The 18970-nt window shown below is 73.3% G+C and carries 10 protein-coding genes; 3 read left to right on the top strand and 7 right to left on the bottom strand.

Annotated elements, in window-relative coordinates:
- Positions 1-40 precede the first annotated feature (40 nt).
- From VF612_RS06725 to VF612_RS06695, 7 genes are all read right to left on the bottom strand, one after another.
- The gene (locus tag VF612_RS06725; protein ID WP_408659080.1) at positions 41-1432 is read right to left on the bottom strand and encodes a condensation domain-containing protein; all 1392 of its coding nucleotides are present in this window, start codon (positions 1430-1432) and stop codon (positions 41-43) included.
- A gap of 68 nt (positions 1433-1500) precedes the next feature.
- Complete coding sequence (locus VF612_RS06720; RefSeq protein WP_408659079.1) at positions 1501-2472, bottom strand: alpha-ketoacid dehydrogenase subunit beta; 972 nt, start codon at positions 2470-2472, stop codon at positions 1501-1503.
- Complete coding sequence (locus VF612_RS06715) at positions 2472-3437, bottom strand: thiamine pyrophosphate-dependent dehydrogenase E1 component subunit alpha (RefSeq protein ID WP_408659078.1); 966 nt, start codon at positions 3435-3437, stop codon at positions 2472-2474. Before VF612_RS06715 ends, VF612_RS06720 begins: the two co-directional genes overlap by 1 nt.
- Positions 3437-4690, bottom strand: a complete 1254-nt coding sequence (locus tag VF612_RS06710) for a beta-ketoacyl-[acyl-carrier-protein] synthase family protein (RefSeq protein WP_408659100.1) — start codon at positions 4688-4690, stop codon at positions 3437-3439. The genes VF612_RS06715 and VF612_RS06710 overlap by 1 nt, the downstream gene beginning before the upstream one ends.
- A 75-nt stretch (positions 4691-4765) precedes the next feature.
- Positions 4766-5026 carry an acyl carrier protein gene (locus VF612_RS06705; RefSeq protein WP_408659077.1) on the bottom strand — a complete coding sequence of 87 codons (261 nt, stop codon included), beginning with the start codon at positions 5024-5026 and terminating at the stop codon, positions 4766-4768.
- A gap of 144 nt (positions 5027-5170) precedes the next feature.
- Positions 5171-6097, bottom strand: coding sequence for a glycosyltransferase (locus VF612_RS06700; protein WP_408659076.1), 927 nt, complete (start codon positions 6095-6097; stop codon positions 5171-5173).
- Complete coding sequence (locus VF612_RS06695; protein WP_408659075.1) at positions 6094-7023, bottom strand: sulfotransferase family protein; 930 nt, start codon at positions 7021-7023, stop codon at positions 6094-6096. The genes VF612_RS06700 and VF612_RS06695 overlap by 4 nt, the downstream gene beginning before the upstream one ends.
- A gap of 555 nt (positions 7024-7578) precedes the next feature.
- Between VF612_RS06695 and VF612_RS06690 the strand changes: the two genes are divergently transcribed.
- From VF612_RS06690 to VF612_RS06680, 3 genes are all read left to right on the top strand, one after another.
- Entirely contained in the window at positions 7579-7815 is a 237-nt protein-coding gene (locus VF612_RS06690; RefSeq protein ID WP_408659074.1) for an MbtH family protein, read from the top strand.
- A complete protein-coding gene (locus VF612_RS06685; protein WP_408659073.1) occupies positions 7802-16921 on the top strand; it encodes an amino acid adenylation domain-containing protein in 9120 nt (3039 codons plus the stop codon). The genes VF612_RS06690 and VF612_RS06685 overlap by 14 nt, the downstream gene beginning before the upstream one ends.
- On the top strand, positions 16918-18970 hold a 2053-nt coding region (locus VF612_RS06680; RefSeq protein WP_408659072.1), incomplete at its 3' end, for a condensation domain-containing protein. The genes VF612_RS06685 and VF612_RS06680, both read left to right, overlap by 4 nt.

Raw genomic sequence — 18970 nt, 5'->3', positions numbered from 1 at the left:
ACTGGCAGAACGTCAAACCCGCCGGTGGCGGGCAGCCGGCTCAGCCGCAGCCGGCCGGCGCGTCCGGGTTGAAGGCCGCCTCGATGGCCACCTGCTCCACGCCGTAGACGAAGTCCTCGACCTGCTTCTCGGTGAAGCAGGCCATGTCGAAGATCAGTTGCAGATGGAAGGTGCTGCGGTAGTCCTCGATCGTGACGAACGCCTGGTCGTGACAGCTGTCCAGCGTGCCGTCCCAGGAGAAGAAGGTCTCGCCCAGCCGGGCCTCGATGTCGGCCGGGGTGACCCGGGTCGCGCGCGCCTCCTCCGCGGCCCAGCGCTGGGTCGCCCGCCGCCGGTCGTTCATCCGCAGGGTCACCTCGGCGGGGTAGCCCCGCTCGGCGTCCAGCCGGGCGATCAGCTCGTTGAGGTGGTCCGGGTCGTAGTAGGCGTGCATGCCGCTGGCCAGCAGCGCCTGCCGGCCCCGGGCCATCACCTCGTCCACCGTGGCATTGGTGAGATCGACCGAGACGATGGCGTTCTGGGCGAGCGGAGCGATGATCTCGGAGAAGCCGGGCCGGTACCGGTTGCTGAGAATGACCTTGGCCCGCAACCGGTCATGGCCCATGGCGCGCCCCAGGGCGGTGGCCAGCACCCCGAACATCACCCGGGAGACGTCCCCGCCGGAGCGCTGCGCGATCGCCAGCACCGCCTGGTAGGCGGCCGGCGAGGCGAACCGGCCGTGCCAGTAACGGCTGCCCAGCCGGCCCTCGGGATGCACCGGCTCGCCGAAGGTGCGGGGCGGGATGTCGCGCAGCTGCGACTCCCAGAAGCGCATCGCCCGCCGGCTGACCCGCTGGGCCGCCTCGGTGTGCTCGTACTCGGCGAGCTCCAGGATGTTCATCGGTGTGGTGCTGCCCGCCCCGGCGGGCGGGTCGCCCACCCCCAGCTCGGGCATCAGGTACGTCATCGAGGTGGCGTCGATGACCAGGTGGTTGAACGACAGCACCTGGTACCTCGCCACGCCGCGGTGCCGGACGACCCCCATCCGGACCGGCCAGTCCCGGTAGTGGTCGATGGGCGCGATCAGCCACTCCTGCCAGAGCCGCTCGGTGTACTGGGCGACCTCGACCGGGTCGTCGGAGTCGGCGAAGTCGAGCACCTCGAGGGCAGCCTCGCCGGAGTCGGCCACCCGTTGGCGGATGACGCCCTGCGGATCGGTCACGAGCCGCACCCGCAGCGCCGGCTGCTGGCTGATCAGCGCGCCCAGCCGGGCCGCCAGGGACTCCACCGTGGTGCCCGGGGCAAGGTTCTGGGCGCCGCTGGCGTTGAGCGCCCAGCCGGTCTCGCGCTGGTCCTGCAGGAGCGCCTTCTCTCCCCAGGTCAGCGGGCCCTCGCCTGACACCGTTCCGGCGAACGGTATGGGGATGCGGCTTTCGGCCGGCTGCAGCGACATGGACGTATCAGAGCAAGTCCCCCGCAGCGCGTCAATCTCCCGCGCGCATCGCAGCCGGTCCGCTGGCCTCAGGAGTGCTTGAGGACCGCTTCGATCGCGGTGCGCAGTTGCTCGCGGCTGGGTTGCACCGCCAGGTCCAGGCCGCGGGCGAACGGCAGCACCGCGCCGTCCGGCCGGGTGATCCGCTTGGGCGGAGCCACCAGCCGCATCTGTTCGGCCGCGGTGGCCAGGATCTCGCCGCCGATGCCGCAGGTCCGGTTCGAGTCGTCGATCACCACCAGGCGGCCGGTGCGCTCCAGCGACGCGGCCAGCCCCGCCCAGTCGAACGGGTACAGGGTGCGGGGATCGAACACCTCCACCGAGATCGAGTCGGCCAGCTCCTCGGCGAGCGCGATCGCATCGTGTACGAGATGGCCGATCGCGACCACTGTCACGTCGGTTCCCGGACGGTGTATCCGGGCCTGGCCGAGCGGGATCGGCGCCAGCGAGTCGAAGTCGACGTCCGCGCTGTGGCTGACCGCCCCGGCGGGCGCGAACAGGATCACCGGATCGTCGTCGCGGATGGCGCTGACCAGCAGGCCGTACGCGTCCGAGGGCGTCGCCGGCACCACCGTCTTGATCCCGACGTGGGCGAACAGGCTGTAGGGATGGTCGGAATGCTGCCCGGCCCAGCCCGGCCGCGAGCCCGAGCTCGGCAGCACGTAGGTGACCGGCACCGTGAGCTGGCCGCCGGTCATCAGCGAGAACTTGTGCGCCTGGTTGGCGATCTGCTCGAACACCAGGTAGAGCAGCGACGGGATCTGGAACTCGATCACCGGCCGGGCGCCGGCCATCGCGGCGCCGGTGGCCACGCTGGTGAATCCCTGCTCGGAGATCGGCATGTCGATCACCCGCTCCGGGCCGAAGCGCTTGAGCAGGCCGGTGGTGACGTTGCTGACCGCCACCCCGATGTCCTCGCCGAACACGCACACCGACGGATCGCGTTCCATCTCGTCGGCCAGCGCCCGGTTGAGCCCGCGCAGGAAGGACAGGATCGGCATCAGCTGGCCCCGGCCCGGCCGCGCAGCCCGTCGGCGTAGAGGTAGTCCAGCGCCGCGGCCGGATCGGGGTCGGGGCTGTCGGCCACGAACCGCTCGGCCTCTTCCAGCACCGACTCGATCTCGGCGTCGATCCGATCGCGGACCTGCTCCGGCACCCGGGCGCCCTGGATCTCCAGCGGATCGCGGGCCGACCCGGTGGCGACCTCCTCGGCCGTCCGGTACCGCGGCCGGGCCTTGTGCTCCCAGGTGTGGTGGGCGTCGAAGCGGTAGGTCAGGCACTCCAGGAACGTCGGCCCATCGCCGGCCCGGGCCCGGCTGACCGCCGTCTCCGCCGCGGCCAGCACCAGCTCCGGATCCTGCCCGTCGACGGTCTCGGCCGGGATGCCGAACGCCTCGGCGCGGCCGGGAATGGAGCCGGCCGTGGACTGGCTCACCCGCATCGAGGTCGCGAAGCCGTTGTTCTCGCAGACGAACAGCACCGGCGCCTGCCACAGCGAGGCGAGGTTGAGCGCTTCGAGCAGCACGCCCTGGTTCACCGCTCCGTCGCCGAAGAAGGTGACCGCGACCCGGTCGGAGCCGGTCCGGCGCTGCCACCAGGCCGCGCCGGTGGCGATCGCGGCCGCCGCGCCGACGATCGCGTTCGCCCCGTAGACGCCGACCCCGACGTCGGCGGCGTGCATCGACCCGCCCCGGCCGCGGTTCAGCCCGGTCTCCCGTCCGGCCAGCTCGGCCAGCATCCGCACCGGATCTGCGCCCTTGGCCAGCACGTGGCCGTGCCCGCGGTGGGTGCTGGTGATGATGTCGTCGGCCCGCAGCGCGGCGCACACCCCGGCGGCGATCGCCTCCTGGCCGATGTAGGGATGGATGCCGCCGGGAATGACACCGCTGCGGACCAGCTCGATGGCGTGCTGCTCGAACCGGCGGATCAACCGGACCGTCCGGTACAGCTCGGCCGCGTCGGCCATCAGGCGGTGCTTTTCTCGGCGCCCGGGTCCGGCCCCGGGTTGCCCAGCACCAGGCTGACGTTGTGGCCGCCGAAGCCGAAGGAGTTGGACAGCACCGCCTGCACCTGGGCGGGCCGGGCCGCCTTGCGGATGTGGTCGACCTCGGTGTCCGGATCGGGGTCTTCCAGGTTGTGGGTCGGCGGCAACAACCCGCGCTGCATCGCCAGGATGCCGATCGCGGCCTCGATCACGCCCGAGGCGCCGAGCATGTGCCCGGTCACGCCCTTGGTCGAGCTCACCGGCGGCGTGTCCGGGCCGCCGTACACCGTCCGGATCGCCAGCAGCTCGGCGGCGTCGCCGGCCTTGGTGCTGGTGCCGTGGGCGTTGAGGTAGCCGATATCGCCCGGCGCCAGGCCGGCATCGCGCAGCGCCTGGCTCATGCACCGGGCCGCGGCGGATCCGTCGGGCCGCGGGGTGGTCGGGTGGTAGGCATCGTTGGTCGCGGCCCAGCCCAGCACGTCGGCGTAGCGGCGGGCGCCCCGCGCGCGGGCGTGCTCGGGACGTTCGAGCACCAGGATGCCGGCGCCCTCGCCGAGCACCAGGCCGTTGCGGCGGCGGTCGAAGGGACGGCTGGCGTCTGTCGGCTCGGCCCAGCCATGGGCCAGCGCGCGGGCGTTGCCGAACGCCGCGGCGAAGGTCGGAAACAGCGGCGCCTCGCTGCAGCCGGCGAGCACCACATCGGCCTCGTCCGCGCGCAGGATGCGCAGCGCCTCACCGACCGATTGGGCGCCGGCCGCGCACGCGGTGCCGACCGAGGAGGTGTAGCCCTGGATGCCGAACTTGATCGCGATCCGGGCCGCGGCCATGTTCGGCAGCACGCCGGGCATCAGGTACGGGCTGACGCCCAGCCTGCCCTTGCGCCCGTACTGCAGGACCTGCTCCTCCAGCAGCCCGAGGCCGCCCACGCCGGAGACGACGATCGCGATCCGGTCGGGGGCGACGTTGCGGCCCACCTCGAGGCCGGCATCGGCCAGCGCGTCCTCGGCAGCGCGCAGCGCCATCACGATGGCGCGGTCGACGAACCGTGCCTCGGTGGCCGGCAGCACGCTGGTCGCCTCGATCTCCGGGCTGAACGCCACCACGTCGACCAGGCCGTGCAGCGGATGGTCCTCACCCGGCCGGACGGCGCCCGAGCGGCCCTCACAGGCCGCGTCGAACACCTCGGCCGCCGACGTGCCGACCGGGCTCACCAGCCCGATCCCGGTCACCGCCATGCTTCTGGCCACCCAGAATTCCCTTCTGCCCGGGAGCCGGTCACGGCCCAGCAGGAAACGGCCCGACGGCTGCGGCTAGGACGCGGAGCTGGCCTGCGTCCGGTCGGCGACCAGCTCGGCGAACTCGCCGACCGTCATGCCCGCCAGCATCTCGGCCTCGTCATCGTTGAACCGGACGCCGTACTGGTCCTCGACCCGCACCGCGAGCTCCGCCAGGGCCAATGACTGCAGGTCCGCGCCGGCCGGGCCCAGCACCGTGTCGTCGTCGATTCCGTCGGTGCTGTAATTCATCTCCTTCAGCGACTGCAGGAGAAACTGGCGAATCTCATCTTTCATGACCGGCGGTTCCTTTCGGGGTGGATCGTCCGGGTCGCGCGACGCTCAGGGCCGGAATCGTCGGATGGTGGCAGGGAGCAGGGCACCGCCAGCATATCGGCCGGACGCGGCCCGGCAGGTGACTGCGCAAATACCCGTCCACGGTCACGGGCCCGGCGTCACTGCCTGCTCGCGCAGGTAGTCCTCGCAGCGTGGCAGGCGGCGGGCGGTCGCGACGTCGTTGAAGGTCAGGAAGTTCAGCGCGCCGCCGAGCATCGGCAGCATCCGGATGATCGGCGTGCCGTGCTTCTGCGCGACGTAGCGGTGCACGTCCCGCGCCCCGGCCATGCTGACGGACAGGCTCGACCCGTGCGGGTAGTGGATGGAGCTGGCCGCCCGGTTGAGCACGAACCGGACGCCGTCCAGGTGCAGCCGGTACGCCAGCTCCAGGTCCTCGCCGCCCCAGCTGCGGATCTGCTCGTCGAACCCGCCGACCGCCCGCAGCCGCTCGGTCGGCGCCGACACGTTGCAGGTCCAGTAGACGATCCACGGCGCGGGCAGCGCGGCGAAGTCGTCGGCGTACTTGAGGTAGAAGGGCTCGCGGACGTCGATCCACCGTCCGGTGTCGTGCATCCGTTCGATGCTGGCGTCCGGGTCGGTGAAGTCCAGCGTGCGGATCATCTCCGCCGCCTCGGGGCCCTCGGACCCGAAGCCGTAGACGTAGCCGACGACCGCGACCGGGCCGTCGGCCCGCTCATGGCTGGCCAGGTGCGCCTGCAGGCACCCGGAATGCAGCAGCACCCCCGAGTCCACCATCACGCACACCCCGCCGCGGGCATGGGTGATGCCGACATTGCGCGCCTGAGCCACCCGCCACCCCTCATCGGGCTGGAAGAAGTACCGCAAGGCCAGCCGGTCGCGGTAGCTCCCAGCCAGCTCAGCGGTGTGGTCACTGGAGCCGTCATCGACCACCAGCACCTCGAAATCCGCTGCGGGCAGATCCTGCCGGACCAGCGAATCCAGCGTCCGCGCCAGCAAATCGGCCCGGTTGTAGGTGGGAATGATGACGCTGCACGCCGGGACGGTGGTCATCCGCGACTCCCCGCGTCGCTGCTGAGGTCCTGATCGCTGCTGAGGTTCTGATCGCTGCCGACGTCGCCGCTGCCAAGGTTCTGACCGCTGCCAAGGTCCTGACCGCTGCCCAGCTCGTGGTCGCCATCGAGGTCGTAGCCGCAGGCCGCGGCCACCGAGCGCACCTCGTCGCCGTCGAGCAGGCCGCGCAGCGAGGCCGGCAGGTCGGCCCAGTCCTTGAGGTCCCTGCGGGTCCGTCCGCCCAGGCCGATCGAATGGATCCGCCGGTCGAACACTCCCGGATCGAACAGGTCCGCGTCCAGGCCGCAGTGCTCGGCAATCCGGGACGACCAGCGCATCGGGTCTGCGATCAGGTCCTCGTAGCGCATCCGCAGCACCCACGGGGGCAGGTCAGCCGTTGCCGACCAGAAGCTGTCCGCGACCCGGATCCAGTCACCTACCGCCACCTCGGTGTCGCTGCGGGACCAGTTTGCCCGCTCCCATACCTCCAGGCTGCGCAGGATGTCGCGCGGGTCCCGGACGATGTGCACCACCCGGCAGCCGGGGAACAGCCGGTGCAGGGCGACCGCCTCGGGCAGGCCGTAGCGGACCTCCTTGAACCCCCAGATGGGCCGGCCCATGGCTGCGGCGGGCGCGGCGAACAGGGTCTTGGTGAAGGCACGCACCGCCTCGTCGATGTGGGCCGCCTCCGGAGTCATGTTGGCCATGAAGCTCTGGTGGCCCGAGCGCGCATAGCCCAGGCGGCCGAGCTGGCCGAGCTCCGCGGTCCAGCTCCCCAGCCGCTCGCCCACCGCGAGGATCTGCCGCAGCTGGCCGGCGTGCTCGCCCCAGATCAGCACCTCGGGATGGGACGACAGCAGCCGCTGCACGAGCGTGCTGCCGCACCGCTGGCCCGCCGCGAGCACCAGCAGCGGCACCCTCACCATGAGCCGGACGGGCGCTGGCACAGCCCGGCCCGGACGCCGGCGCTGGCGTCGCACGCCGGGACAGTGGCCACCAACATCTCCCTGGGTCGCTGAGGTGTGCGCCCTGCCCGAATCGAGCGCCGGGGCAGAGCGCGGGGCGAGTATGTCTGCAGATGCGACGGCAGACAAGTCCCCCCGATCAGCGGCTGGCGCCGACCAGCTGCACCAGTCGGACCGACAGGCGTTGAAGATCGAAATTCACGCCGACTGAATTGACACCGCGGCAGCGGGATTCCCCTCCACGGGCCCCGCGTCCTGCGGCGGCTCAAAGGGTACGAGCGAGACTATTGCCTCAGTCCTGATCGCGAATGCCCTTGCGCAGCCGCAGACATCTCCGCGAACGCGACCATCGGGGCAGGTTTCCCGCGAGAGCGATCTGGTGTCTGCGACTGCTATCTGGAGAGAAAAGGAGAACTCACTGGCCAGTTGAATTTCAGCCGATATGCTCGCGGCCATGGCTCTACCGTCCACCGGTGCATCGTGCGCCTTCTCCACCGCTCGCCGCCGGGTACGACGATGAGCAAACCCTTCGACGACCCCGACGCCCAGTACCTCGTCGTGGTCAACGGCGAAGCCCAGCACGCGCTCTGGCCGGCCTTCGCCGGCGTCCCAGCGGGCTGGACGATCGCGCTGCCGGCCAGCAGCCGCCAGGAGTGCCTGGACCACGTCGAGCGGCACTGGACGGATATGCGCCCCGCGAGCTTGATCGAGGCGATGGCGGAACAGGAGAGCATCGGCCTTGCCGGCAGCTGAGCAGTCCCGCGCCTTTCTCCAGCTGTTCTGCGCACAGGTCGCCGCCGGCCCGGACTCCGTCGCCGTCGAAGCAGGAACCGAGCAGCTGACCTACAGCCAGCTCAACGCCCAAGCCAACCAGCTGGCCCACCACCTGCGCGGCCTTGGCGTCCGGCCGGACGACCTGGTCGCGATCAGCCTGCCCCGCACCCCGCGGCTCATCGTGGCGGTGCTCGCCGTCCTCAAGGCCGGTGGCGGCTACCTGCCGCTGGACCCGGGCTACCCCACCGAACGGCTGCGCTACCTGCTGGCCGACAGCAAGCCGGGCCTGCTGCTCACCGACACCGTGACCGCCGACGCGCTGCGGCCGGCCCTGCCCGGCGACACCGGGGTGCTGCTCGTCGATGCCGAGGACTGGGCCGGGGCGCCGTCCGAGGACCCGCAGGCCGCCGGCCCGGACGGCGGGCAGCTGGCCTACTGCATCTACACCTCGGGCTCCACCGGCCAGCCCAAGGCGGTGCTGGTCGAGCACGGCCAGCTGGCCGCCATCGCCGGCGCCTGGGAGCAGCAGCTGGACCTGCGCCCGGGCCTGGCGCACCTGCAGATGGCCGGTTTCTCCTTCGACGTGTTCACCGCCGACCTGGTGCGGGCGCTCGGCTTCGGGGGCAGGCTGGTGCTCTGCCCGTCCGAGCTGCTGCTCGACGGCGCCGGCCTGCACGCGCTGATGCGCCGTGCCGGGATCGGCTTCGCCGACTTCGTGCCCGCCGTCCTGACCGGGCTGCTGGACCACTGGCAGGACTCCGGCATCCCGCTGCCGGCGCTGCGGACGGTGGTCTGCGGCTCCGACGTGTGGCCCGCGGCCAGCGCCGCACGGCTGCGGGCGCTGTGCGGGCCGCAGGTGCGGATCGTCCATGCCTACGGCGTCACCGAGGCCTGCATCGACAGCACCCACTACCTGCTGCCGGCCGAGCCGGTCGAGCAGGACCGGCTGCCGATCGGCCGCCCGCTGCCCGGGGTGCGGATCCACCTGCTGGACGAGGCCGGCCAGCCGGTGGCCGACGGGGCGTCCGGGGAGCTGTACATCGGCGGCGCCGGGGTGGCGCGCGGCTACCTCGGCCGTCCCGAGCTCACCGCCGAGCGGTTCCTGGCCAGCCCCTTCTCCCCGGGCGAGCGGCTGTACCGGACCGGCGATCTGGCCCGCTGGCTGCCCAGCGGCGACCTGGAGTTCCTCGGCCGCAACGACCACCAGGTCAAGGTGCGCGGCTTCCGGATCGAGCTCGGCGAGATCGAGGCGCGGCTGGCGGCCTGTCCCGGGGTCCGGGAGGCGGTGGTGGTCCCGAGGGAGGCGCCCGGCGGGGACCGGCAGCTGGTGGCCTACTACCTGACCGAAGCCGGCGCCGAAGCCGGGGAGCCGACTGCCGCCCAGCCGACTGCCGCCGAGCCGACTGCCGCCGCGGTGCGGAGTTGGCTGGCCCAGGCGCTGCCCGGGCACATGGTGCCGGCCGCCTGCGTGCGGCTGGCCGGGTGGCCGCTCACGCCCAACGGCAAGGTCGACCGGCAGGCGTTGCCCGCCCCCGACGCGCGGGACTACGTCCAGGGTGAGCAGGCCGAGCCGGTCGGGCCGCTGGAGACCGCGCTGGCCGCGATCTTCGCCGAGCTGCTCGGGGTCGAGCGGATCTGGCGCCACGACGACTTCTTCGCCCTGGGTGGGCATTCGCTGCTGGCGGCCCGAGCGGCGGCGAAGATCCAGGACGTGCTGGGCCGGGAGGCGCCGGCCACCGCGCTGTTCACCGCGCCCACCGTGGCGGCGCTGGCCGAGCGGCTGGCCGATACGCCGGCGAGCCCGGCGCTGCCCCCGATCCCGCCGGTCGACCGCACCGGCCCGCTGGCGCCGTCGTTCGCCCAGCAGCGGTTGTGGTTCCTGGCCCAGCTGGAGGGTGGCAGCGAGGCCTACCACGTGGTCGAGGCGTTCAGCCTGGACGGCCCGCTGGACCGGCCGGCGCTGGCAGGCGCCCTGGACGCGCTGGTGGCCCGGCACGAGGCGCTGCGCACCCGGCTGGTCAGCGACTCCGGCGTGCTGAGCCAGCAGATCGACCCGGCCGACGCCGGCTTCGGCCTGCAGATGGTGGACCTCACCGGCAGCGCCGACGCCGCGGCGGAGCTGGCCGCCATCCGGCAGCAGGAGGCGAGCGCGCCGTTCGACCTGGCCTGGGGCCCGCTGGCCCGCGGCCGGCTGGTGGCGCTCGCCCCGGACCGGCACGTCCTGCTGCTCACCCTGCACCACGTGATGTCCGACGGCTGGTCGATGGACGTGCTGGCCCGCGAGCTGGGCCTGCTCTATACCGCCCGCCAGCGCGGCGAGGCGGACCCGCTGCCGCCGTTGCAGGTGCAGTACGCCGACTACGCGGCCTGGCAGCGGGAGTGGCTCTCCGGCCCGGTGCTGGCCGCCCAGAGCGAGTACTGGACGCGGGCGCTCGCCGGCGCGCCCGCGCTGCTGGAGCTGCCCACCGACGCCCCCCGTCCCGCCGAGCAGGACTACCGCGGCGAGCAGCTGCCGGTCGAGCTCGACGCCGAGCTGACCGCCGCGCTGCAGGCGCTGAGCCGGCGGTGCGGCTGCACCCTGTTCATGACCGTGCTGGCCGGCTGGGCGCTGGTGCTCAGCCGGCTGTCCGGGCAGGACGAGGTGGTGATCGGCACACCCACCGCCAACCGCCGGCGGGCCGAGCTGGAAGGCCTGATCGGCTTCTTCGTCAACACCCTCGCGCTGCGGGTCGACGTGGCCGGCGACCCTACCGGCGCCGAGCTGCTGGACCGGGTGCGCGGGGTGACCCTGGCCGCGCTGGAGCATCAGGACCTGCCGTTCGAGCAGGTGGTGGAGCTGGTCAACCCGGCCCGCAGCCTGGCGCACGCCCCGGTGTTCGGAGTGCTGTTCGCCTGGCAGAACACCGAGAACGCCGCCCTGGAGCTGCCGGGCCTCGACGTCCAGGCGCTCGGCTCGCCCAGCACCGTGGCCAAGTACGACCTGACGCTGTCCCTGGGCGAGGCCGGCGACCGGATCGTCGGGACCCTGGAGTACGCCAGCGGGCTGTTCGGCGCGGAGACCGCCGGCCGGATCGCCGGGTACCTGCGCCAGGCGCTGGCGGAGCTGGCCCGCCAGCCCGCCGAGCCGGCCGGGACGCTGGCCCTGGTGGACGACGCCGAGCGCCGGCGGCTGGTGCACGACTGGAACGCCACCGACCGGACGGTGCAGCACACCATCGCCGAGCTGTTCGGCGCCCAGGTCGCCGCCGCCCCGGACGCTCCTGCCGTGGAGTCCGGCGGCCGGACGCTGACCTACGCCCAGCTCGACACCGCCGCCAACCAGCTGGCCCACCACCTGCGCAGCCGCGGTGTCGGGCCGGACGCGGTGGTCGCCGTGTGCCTGCCGCGCTGCCCCGAGCTGATCATCGCGCTGGCCGCAGTGCTCAAGGCCGGTGGGGCGTACCTGCCCCTGGATGCCAGCTACCCGGCGCAGCGGCTGGGCTTCGTGCTGGCCGACAGCCGGCCGTCGCTGCTGCTCACCGACAGCGGCACCCGGGCGGCGCTGGCCCCCGCGCTCGGCTCGCTGCCGGTGCTCTGCCTCGATGCCGACTCCGCGGCCTGGGCCGGCGCGCCGGTCGAGGACCCCGCGGTCGCCCGGCTGCCCGAGCAGCTGGCCTACGTCCTCTACACCTCCGGCTCGACCGGGCAGCCCAAGGGCGTCGCCCAGACCTGGCGCGCCGCCGACAACCTGGTGCAGTGGCAGCTGACCCGCGCCACGGCCGCCAGCCGGCCCGCCGCCCGGGTGCTGCAGTTCGCCTCGATCAGCTTCGACGTCTCCTTCCAGGAGGTGTGGAGCACGCTGTGCCAGGGGGCCACCCTGGTGCTGCTGCCCGACGGCAGCCACCAGGAGCTTGACCGGCTGGACCGCTTCCTCGCCGAGCACGATGTGCAGCGGGCGTTCCTGCCCGCCGCGGTGCTGCAGCAGGTGGCCGGCTTAGCCGACAGCGCCCTGCCCGGCCCGCCGTCCGGCTGCGAGATCGTCACCGCCGGCGAGGCGCTGCAGGTCAACGACCAGCTGCGGGCCTGGCTGCGCCGGCTCGGCGGCGAGCGGTTCTACAACCAGTACGGCCCGACCGAGACGCACGCTGCCAGCCAGGAGGTGCTGCGGGTCGCCGACGCCGACCGCTGGCCGGCGCTGCCCTCGATCGGGACGGCCGTGGACAACACCCGGCTCTACGTCCTGGACGCGCGGCTGCAGCCGGTTCCGGTCGGCGTGGTCGGCGAGCTCTACATCGCCGGCGCCTGCCTGGCCCGCGGCTACCTGGCGCGGCCGACGCTGACCGCCGAGCGGTTCGTCCCGGACCCGTTCGGGCCGGCGGGCTCGCGGATGTACCGGACCGGCGACCTGGTCCGGCGGCGGCCCGACGGCAGCCTGGACTACACCGGCCGCGCCGACCGGCAGGTGAAGGTGCGCGGTTTCCGGGTGGAGCTGGGCGAGGTGGAGAGCGCGCTGCTGTCGCTGCCCGGGGTGCGCGAGGCGGCCGTGTTGGTGCGCGAGGACTCGCCCGGTGACCGGCACCTGGTCGGCTACCTCGTCGGATCCAGCGCGGGCTCGACCAGCGTGGAGGCAGCCCGGGACCAGCTGGCGCAGCGGCTGCCGGGGCACCTGGTGCCGACCCGGTGGGTGCAGCTGGACCGGTTGCCGCTGACGGTGAACGGCAAGATCGACCGCCGGGCGCTGCCCGCGCCGGACCAGTCCGGCGACGCGGCCGGCTACCAGCCGCCGGCCACCGGGACCGAGGCCCGGCTGGCCGAGATCTGGGCCGAGGTGCTGCGCCTGGACCGGGTCGGCGCCCGGGACGACTTCTTCGCCCTGGGCGGGCACTCGCTGCTGGCGACCCGGCTGATCTCGGCCGTCAACCAGCGGATGTCGGCGCAGCTGAGCCTGCGCACGCTGTTCCAGAACCCGGTGCTGGCGGAGCTGGCCGCCGAGCTGGAGCGCGGCCAGAGCGACGCCGACGCCGCCCTGGTGCTGCCGCGGCTGCACCCGGACCCGGCCGGCCGCTACGAGCCGTTCCCGCTGACCGACATGCAGGAGGCGTACTGGGTCGGGCGCGAGTCCAGCATCGGCCTCGGCGGGGTGGGCGCGCACGGCTACGAGGAGATCCGGCTGCCGGAGTTCGACCCGGACCGGTTCAACCGGGCGCTGAACCGGCTGATCGACCGGCACGACATGCTGCGCGCGGTGTTCGCCGCCGACGGCACCCAGCGGGTGCTGGCCGAGGTGCCGGAGTACCGGATGCCCCGCCACGACCTGCGCGGCCTGGACCCCGCCGAGGCCGACCGTCGGCTGGGCGAGATCCGGGACCGGATGTCGCACCAGCTGCTGGACGCCGGCCGCTGGCCGCTGTTCGAGTTCGCGGTGACCCTGCTCGACGGCGAGACCCGGCTGCACCTGAGCACCGACGCCCTGATCCTCGACGCCGCGAGCACCGACCTGCTCGAACGCGAGCTGGCCCAGCTCTACAGCGACCCGGACGCCGAGCTGCCGCCGCTGGGGGTGACCTTCCGCGACTGCGTGCTCGCCGAGCAGTCGCTGCGGCAGGGCCCGCGCTACCAGCGCGCCCGGCGGTACTGGCAGCAGCGCGCCCAGACCCTCGCCGGGCCGCCGGACCTGCCGCTGGCCCGCCAGCCCGAGACCGTCGAGCGGCCGCGCTTCACCCGCTACCAGCAGGTGCTGCCGGCCGAGGAGTGGACGGCGCTGAAGGCGATCGCCGGACGGCACGGGGTGACCCCCTCGACGCTGCTGCTGACCGCGTTCGCTCAAGCGCTGGCGCTGTGGAGCCGGCAGCCGCGCTTCACCCTGAGCCTGCCGCTGTTCAACCGGCTGCCGCTGCACCCCGACATCAACTCGGTGCTCGGCGACTTCACCTCGCTGGTGCTGCTCGAGGTGGACGTGGCCGCCGGCGCCGGCTTCGCCGACCAGGCCCGCGCCATCCAGGACCGGCTGTGGCAGGACATGGACCACTCGGCGATGAGCGGGGTGCTGGTGGTGCGCGAGCTGTCCAAGGCGCGCGGCACCCAGCCCGGCGCGATGCCGGTGGTGTTCAACAGCACGGTCGGACAGTCCTCGGAGTTCGGCCAGTTCACCGAGGGCGACCTGGCCCGCGCCCTGGGCGGGGACACCGCGCACAGCATCACCCAGACCCCGCAGGTCTGGATCGACCACACGGTGTTCGAGGTGCAGGGCCGGCTGCAGTTCAACTGGGACAGCATCGACGAGCTGTTCGGCGAGGGCCTGGTCGGCCAGATGTTCGACGCCTACTGCTCGGTGCTGCGCCGGCTGGCCGATCCGGCCGCCTGGTCGGCCGACGTGGCTCAGCTGCTGCCGCAGGCCCGGCTGGAGCCGTCGGCTGCGCTGCCGGCGGCGCCCCTGCCGCTGCTGCACGAGCCGTTCCAGCGCCAGGCGCAGGCCACCCCGGACGCGATCGCGGTGCTGGCCCCGGACCGGCGGCTGAGCTACGCCGAGTTGGACCGGGCGGCCCGGCAGCTGGCCGGGCGGTTGCAGGCGGCCGGCGTACGGCCCGGCGAGCTGGTCGCGGTCAGCCTGGAACGCGGCTGGGAGCAGGTGGCTGCCACCCTGGCCGTCCTCTACGCCGGAGCGGCCTACCTGCCGATCGACCCGGCGCTGCCGGCCGAGCGGGTCGCCCACCTGCTAGAGCGGACCGAGGCCCGGCTGGTGCTGGTGCAGCCCCGCAGCCGGGCCGCGCTGCCGAGCGGGGTGGGCCGGCTGGTGGTCGACGAGGATTCCTGCGGCCTTCGATCGCCTGACGGCACGGCCGGCCCGCAGTGGCAGCCGGTGCCCCGGGCCGAGACGGACCTGGCCTACGTCATCTACACCTCGGGCTCCACCGGCGCTCCCAAGGGCGTCATGATCGACCACCGCGGCGCGATGAACACGCTGCTCGACATCAACTCCCGGTTCGCCGTCGGGCCGGCCGACCGGGTGCTGGCGCTGTCCTCGCTGAGCTTCGACCTGTCGGTGTTCGACATCTTCGGCGCCCTGGCCGCCGGCGCCGCGGTGGTGATCCTGGCGCCGGAGCTGGCCGGTGACCCGGCGCACTGGCTGGACCTGCTGGAACGGCACGGCGTCACCATCTGGAACTCGGTGCCGACGCTGCTGGGCATGCTCGTCGAGTACGCCGAGGGCGGCCGGACGCTGCCGCCGTCGCTGCGGCTGGCGATGCTGTCCGGTGACTGGATCCCGCTGGCGCTGCCGGGCCGGTTCCGCCGGCTGGCGCCGGGCGCGCGGGTGCACAGCCTGGGCGGCGCCACCGAGGCCTCGATCTGGTCGATCACCTACCCGATCGGCGAGCTGGACCCGGACTGGCGCAGCATCCCGTACGGCAAGCCGCTGGCCAACCAGCAGTTCCACGTCCTCGACGACGCCCTGCGGCCCCGGCCGCCCTGGGTGCCGGGCCAGCTCTACATCGGCGGCATCGGCCTGGCCCAGGGGTACTGGCGCGACGAGGCCCGCACCGCCGCGAGCTTCGTGTCCCACCCGGTCACCGGCGAGCGGCTCTACCGCACCGGCGACCTGGGCCGGCTGCTGCCCGACGGCAACATCGAGTTCCTCGGCCGCGAGGACGGCCAGGTCAAGGTGCACGGCTACCGCGTCGAGCTGGGCGAGATCGAGGCGGCGCTGGAGGCGCACCCGTCCGTCCAGGCCGCGGCGGTCCGGGTCTGGGGCGAAGCGCACGGCGACAAGCGGCTGGCCGGCTACGTGGTCGCCCGCCGCTCTGATGGCGAGACCGCCGAGGAGTTGCGCCAGCATCTGGCCCGCAAGCTGCCCGGCTACATGGTGCCGGCCACCATCACCTTCCTCGACGCGCTGCCGCTGTCGGCGAACGGCAAGGTCGACCGGAGCCGGCTGGCCGAACCCGGCCCGGCGCGTCCGGACGCGGCCGCGGAGCAGCAGCCGCGGACGCCGGCGGAGTCCCGGCTGGTGGCCATCGTCGAAGGGCTGCTCGACCAGCCGGGCATCCCGGCGGAGGCGAACCTGCTGCAGCTCGGCGCCACCTCCATCGACGTGGTCCGGATCGCCAACGCGCTGTCCAGCGAGCTCGGGTACCGGCCGCAGCTGGCACAGCTGATGCGCAAGCCGACCCTCGCCGAGCTGCTGGCGATGTACCGCCAGCACGGCCGCGAGCAGGAGATCGCCGCCGCGGCGATCGCCTCCCAGGCGAGCGCGGGCCGGTCGCAGGGCGCAGCAGCCGGCGTCGTCGAGGACCCGCTGGTCCGCCAGGAGTTCAAGGCCGCGGGCCTGGGCCGGCGCAGCTTCGACTCCGGCGTGCCGGCCGTGCCGCTGGCAGCCCCCGCCGATCCCGGCTTCGCGCGCCGCTACGCCGAGCTCCGGTCGGTGCGGCAGTTCGACGCCGAGCCGGTGCCGGCCCGGGCGCTGGCCGAGCTGCTGGCCTGGCTCTCCCAGCGCGAGCTGGACGGCCGTCCGAAGTACCTCTACGGCTCGGCCGGCAGCAGCTACCCGGTGCAGACCTACCTCTACGTCAAGCCGGATCGGGTGGCGGGCGTGCCCGGCGGGGCCTACTACTACGACCCGGGCGCGCACCAGCTGGTGGCGGTGGGGCCGGGCCGGACGCTGAGCCCGGATGCCTACGACTACTTCGTCAACCGGCCGGTGTTCGACGCCGCTGCGTTCGCGCTGTTCCTGGTCGCCGACCTGGCCGCCATCGAACCGCTCTACGGGTCCGAGAGCCTCGGCTTCTGCCAGATCGAGGCCGGCTCGATGGCTCAGCTGCTGACCATGGCCGCGTCCGGGCAGGGCCTGGGACTGTGCGGCATCGGCTCGGTGGAGCGGTCCGAGCTGGACCCGCTGCTGGAGCTCAGCCCGACCCACCAGCTGATCTACTCGATGGTGGGTGGCCTGCGGCCGGGCACGGGGACGGCAGCCCGGGACTCCCGGCTGACCAGCGCCGAGCTGACCGGCGCCGCACTGGCTGCCGCCCAGCGGGCTGACGCCCAGCTGACCAGCGCCCAGCTGACCAGCGCCGAGCTGGACGGCGTCGAGATGGAACAGATCGAGATATGAACGCCTACGAGCTGCTGGAGCTCTTCAACCGCCACGCCGTCGGGCTCGAGGTGTCCGACGGCAAGCTCCGGTGCACCGCGCCGAAGGGCTTCCTCACCCCGGACCGCCTCGCCGAGCTCAAGCGGCACAAGCAGCAGCTGATCGCCATCCTGAGCGGCGAAGGGCCGGCCGGCCGGATCGCCAAGCGGCCGGCCTCGGACAAGCCGCTGCCGCTGTCGCACTCCCAGCGCCAGCTCTGGTACCTCGACCAGCTGGCGCCCGGGAACCCGTTCTACAACAACCCGTCCGCGTTCGAGTTCACCGGCGCCCTGGACGTGGCCGCGCTGGGCCGCGCGGTGTCCGAGGTGGCCCGCCGGCACGAGTCGCTGCGCACCGTGTTCCCGCTGGTCGACGGCGAGCCCTGCCAGCTGGTCCGGCCGCCGGAGCCGGTGCCGATGCCGGTGATCGACCTGACCGGCCTGCCGGCTGCCGAGCGGCTGGCCCGGGCCGAGGAGATCGCCGAGGCCGACGCCCAGGCGCCGTTCGACCTGGCCGCCGGCCCGCTGCTGCGCACCAGCCTGCTCAAGCTCGCCGACGACCGGCACCGCTGGCTGGTCAACGTCCACCACATCGTCGCCGACGGCTGGTCGATCGGCATCCTGGTGCACGAGGTCGGCGAGCTGTACGGGGCGTACCTGCAGGGCCGGCCGTCGCCGCTGCCCGAGCTCGCCATCCAGTACCCGGACTACGCGCTGTGGCAACGGCAGCAAGAGCACGGCAGCGACCTGGAGTACTGGAGCTCCCAGCTCGCGGATGCGCCGACCCTGCTGGCGCTGCCCACCGACCGTCCCCGGCCGGCCGTGCAGCGCTTCCACGGCGACCGGCTGTCCGTCACCGCCGGCGCGGACGTCCTGCGGAGCCTCCACGCGGTCGGCCAGGCCGGCGACGCGACGCTGTTCATGACGCTGATGGCGAGCCTGTCGGTGCTGCTCTGGCGCTACAGCGGGCAGGACGACCTGTGCATCGGCACGCCGTTCGCCAACCGCAACGACAGCGACGTCGAGGACCTGATCGGGCACTTCATCAACACCGTGGTGATCCGCAATTCCCTCGACGGCGACCGGTCCTTCGCCGCGCTGCTGCGCCAGGTGCGCCACCGGGTGCTGGACGCCTTCGCCCACGCCGACCAGCCGTTCGAGCAGCTGGTCGAGGCGCTGCACCCGGAGCGGCACGCCAGCTACTCACCGCTCTTCCAGGTGATGCTGGTGCTGCAGAACATGCCGCTGGGCCAGCTGGAGCTGCCCGGGCTGGCGCTGCGGCCGCTGGAGTCCAGCACCGGCGCCGCCCGGTTCGACCTGTCGCTGGAGGTCACCGAGCGCCGGGGCGAGCTGGAGCTGAGCTTCGAGTACGACACCGACCTGTTCGACGCCTCGACCATCGCCCGGATGGCGGGCCACTTCGTCCGGCTGCTGGAGCAGGTCGGCTCGCATCCGGACCGGCCGGTGGCCGACCTGGAGCTGCTCGGCGCCGCCGAGCGGCAGCAGGAGATCTACGGCTGCAACGACACCGCCCAGCCGCTGGCCGGCCCGGCGAACCTGGTGGAGCGGTTCGAGGCCGAGGCCCGCAGCCGTCCAGGCCAGCTCGCGGTGGTCAGCGGCGCAGGGCAACCGGACTACGCAGCGCTTAGCTATGCGGAGCTCGACCGCCGGGCCGACCGGCTGGCGGCCGGGCTGATCCGCCGCGGCGTCCGGCCGGATCAGCTGGTGGGCCTGCACGCCGGGCGCTCGGTCGACCTGGCAGTCGGCATCCTGGGCATCCTCAAGGCCGGCGCCGGCTACCTGCCGCTGGACCCGGCGCTGCCCGCGGAGCGGTTGGCGTACCTGGTCGCCGACGCGGCGCCGGCGCTGGTCCTGACCACGCTGGGCGATGCGCCCGGGGCGGCCGGCTGGCTGGAGCTGGCGGCGGTCGAGGCCGAGGCGCCGTCCGATGCCGCTCCGAAGGTGACGGTGGCGCCGGCCAACCTGGCCTACGCGATCTACACCTCCGGCTCGACCGGCCGTCCCAAGGGCG

Origin of the sequence: Jatrophihabitans sp., from assembly GCF_036388195.1 — a bacterium.
Taxonomy (GTDB): domain Bacteria; phylum Actinomycetota; class Actinomycetes; order Mycobacteriales; family Jatrophihabitantaceae; genus Jatrophihabitans_A.
This window is presented reverse-complemented; position numbering and strand designations above follow the sequence as displayed.